A 2601-nucleotide genomic window follows, 5' to 3' on the forward strand; every position below is an offset into this window, starting at 1 on the left:
GAGTGGCGCGGCTCAGCCTTTGATCCCGCCAAGATCAAAATCGCGGATCTGCACCTCGCCCTCGACGATCTCGCCAGAACATGGTCCAAGGCCCGGAAACCGAAGACAAAGTGACCGCGGCCTTCGCCGGATGCTTACCTCCGAGAGATCGACCGCGACCATGATGATCGGCGCGGTGGCGGCATGCCGATAGGCCTCGAGACGGGTGAGGGGTGCCTTCGCCCCGCCGAAGCGGCCCGCGAGGAAATTGCGCATCCAATGCGTCTTTTCGCGCCTGGAGCGTTCGGTGAGCACGACATGATCGGGGTGCGCGAGATCGAAGGCGAGCTGCCCGGCGCTGGGGTAGCGCTTGTCGGGCTTCACTTCGAGGAGCGCAGGATGATCTCCTGCAGGAAGCCCGGCACTTCCGGCTTGAGCACGCGGGGCGGGGTTGGCACCTCGTAGAGACGGCGCATCAACGCCTGGGTGGTGTGCTTGGGGTTCCCGAAGGGGCGCTCGCCCGTCGCGAGCGTATACATCATCGCGCCGAGCGCAAAGAGATCGGAACGCGGCTCCTCGCGCAGCTTCATCACCTGCTCGGGCGCGATATAGGGCGCAGTGCCCATGGGCACGCGGAATTCCTCGGCGAGCAGATCCGGAAGCTTCAGGTGCCGCGACAGGCCGTAATCGATGAAGACGGCCTCGCCGCCAAAGGAGGGGATGACCTCGCCGGACGCAAAACCGGAAACCACTTTTGCTGGCTCGGCCGCAGGCCGGAACATGATGTTCGAGGGCTTGAGATCAAGATGCACCACATCCTGCCGGTGCAGGCTCGCGAGCGCAGCGGCAACGCGCGCGCCGATCTCCACCACCTCTGAAATCGGGAGTGGCGCGGCCTTGAATTTCTCCAGCAGCGAAACGCCCGCGATGCGCTCCATCACGATATAGGGTTCGCGGGAAAAATCGCCGATCGCGATGGTTTTCGGCACATGCGGGCCGGAAAGGCGCGGCAGGATCATCTGCTCCTGCTCGAAGCTGACGATCATGGTGGGATCATCGCCTTCGAGGATGAGCGGCACCTTCATCACAAGGGGCAGGTCGCAGCCGGGCTTGGTGACCGCGAAAATCTCGGCCATGCCCCCTTCATGGAGCTTTTCGCCGACCTCGAAGCCATCGATGATGCTGCCCGGCCGAATGCGCTCACGCCCCATGGTCGAATTTCCCGCTCGCTACTCGCCCCTCAGGAGGCGCTCGGCCAGTTGATCCGGCAAACCCGCTTCTCGCACCTTCCGGGCGGCGGTGTAATGATCGTAATCAACCCGCCCGAAGGTGAGGCTGCGCCGCGCCAGATCGAGCAGGCCATAGCCAGCGCCGGGGCGGCCATCGCGCGCCTGCCCGGCCGAACCGATCACCGCCAGCCAGCGCTGGCTCTGCGCCAGCGGATTTTCCACACCCTGATGCGGCGCATGCCCGGTGGCCGTGCCCTGAGATGTGAGCCTCCAGAGATGCGGGCGATGCACATGGCCGACAACCGTGATGCGCGCATCGGTGGCGCGCAAGGATCGTTCGGCATTCCGCTCATCGGTGATGTAAAACCACTCGGCTGGCTGGCTCGCGCTGGCATGGACAAAGAGCGCATCCTCGACGCGATGGCTGATCGCGAGGTTCTTCAGCACGGCGCGATGCTCCGGCAGCAGGCGCGTCCGGGTCCAGCGGATGGCCTCGCGCGCGATCCGGTTCATGTCCTCGTCAGAGCCATCGATCGCGGCATCATGGTTGCCGAGAATGCCGATCGCGCCGTCTTCCATCAGGCGGGCGGCCGCCTCCACGCAGTATTCGGGGTCGGCACCATAGCCCACGATGTCGCCGAGCAGCACGATCCGGTCCGTGCCGAGGCGGCGAAGGGCCGAGAGCGCGGCCTCGAAACCCTCGCGATTGGCGTGGATATCGGACAGGATTCCGATGCGCATGTTTCTTGCCTCCCCAGGCATCGGCCTTCTGCCGGACCATTCGGGCGGAAACCGTCGACCGGTTCGCGCGTTCGGGGATAACCAATGCCAAGCCTCAGTTTAGCATGGCGGTCAGCGCTCGCGCATTGGTCCTTTCAGGCTTCCGGCAGTCGGATGAGCGAGCATCACCGCTCTCACTCGCCTTGCCAAGAGCGGCCCAATCGTGTTTACGAGCGGGAAAAGGCGCGGGCGGTTAGCTCAGTTGGTAGAGCACCTCGTTTACACCGAGGGTGTCGGGAGTTCGAGCCTCTCACCGCCCACCATTACTTCCTTGGAAAACAAGGGTTTTTCTAGAGCCTGTCGTTGGATGTACACCAGTGGTGCATGCCAGGCAACTGTATAGTCGATGCGGCGCAATTGATTCGCGTGGGACATGAATCACGCATCCGCGCGAAAAGAAACTGACCGAAACCTGCCGGCAGTAGAACAGAAAGACGCTAAGAAGAACGATCAGCTGATGTCATCGACTGACATGGAGTTGGAGTTGACCCGCTTCTGTGGACGGTTCACGGCTTGGGCGGATCAGTTCAGCTCATGATGCTTCCTTTCGTATTCGATCGGCGAGAGATAACCGAGCGCCGAGTGACGGCGTGAAGGATTGTAGAAGCCTTCG

At 63.0% G+C, this 2601-nt stretch carries 3 protein-coding genes and 1 tRNA gene; 1 reads left to right on the forward strand and 3 read right to left on the reverse strand.

Going from position 1 to position 2601, the window contains the following annotated elements:
- Nucleotides 1-12 precede the first annotated feature (12 nt).
- The 3 genes from ACKODO_RS04850 to ACKODO_RS04860 are packed head-to-tail and all read right to left on the reverse strand — an operon-like array spanning nt 13 to nt 1949.
- Nucleotides 13-363, reverse strand: coding sequence for a hypothetical protein (locus tag ACKODO_RS04850; RefSeq protein WP_408982324.1), 351 nt, complete (start codon nt 361-363; stop codon nt 13-15).
- Nucleotides 360-1190 carry a serine/threonine protein kinase gene (locus tag ACKODO_RS04855; protein ID WP_408982325.1) on the reverse strand — a complete coding sequence of 277 codons (831 nt, stop codon included), beginning with the start codon at nt 1188-1190 and terminating at the stop codon, nt 360-362. Before ACKODO_RS04855 ends, ACKODO_RS04850 begins: the two co-directional genes overlap by 4 nt.
- 18 nt (nt 1191-1208) lie before the next feature.
- On the reverse strand, nt 1209-1949 hold the full coding sequence (locus ACKODO_RS04860; RefSeq protein ID WP_408982326.1) for a metallophosphoesterase family protein: 741 nt from the start codon (nt 1947-1949) through the stop codon (nt 1209-1211).
- 226 nt (nt 1950-2175) lie between these two features.
- Between ACKODO_RS04860 and ACKODO_RS04865 the strand changes: the two genes are divergently transcribed.
- Nucleotides 2176-2251, forward strand: a tRNA-Val gene (locus ACKODO_RS04865).
- Nucleotides 2252-2601 lie beyond the last annotated feature (350 nt).

The sequence above is a fragment of the Rhabdaerophilum sp. genome, from assembly GCF_046092605.1.
In the GTDB taxonomy this organism is placed as follows: Bacteria; Pseudomonadota; Alphaproteobacteria; order Rhizobiales; family Beijerinckiaceae; genus Rhabdaerophilum.

Coding starts and splice junctions, on each gene's coding strand:
- ACKODO_RS04855 (WP_408982325.1), bottom strand. CDS start 1,190: ATGGGGCGTGAGCGCATTCGGCCGGGCAGCATCATCGATGGCTTCGAG.
- ACKODO_RS04860 (WP_408982326.1), bottom strand. CDS start 1,949: ATGCGCATCGGAATCCTGTCCGATATCCACGCCAATCGCGAGGGTTTC.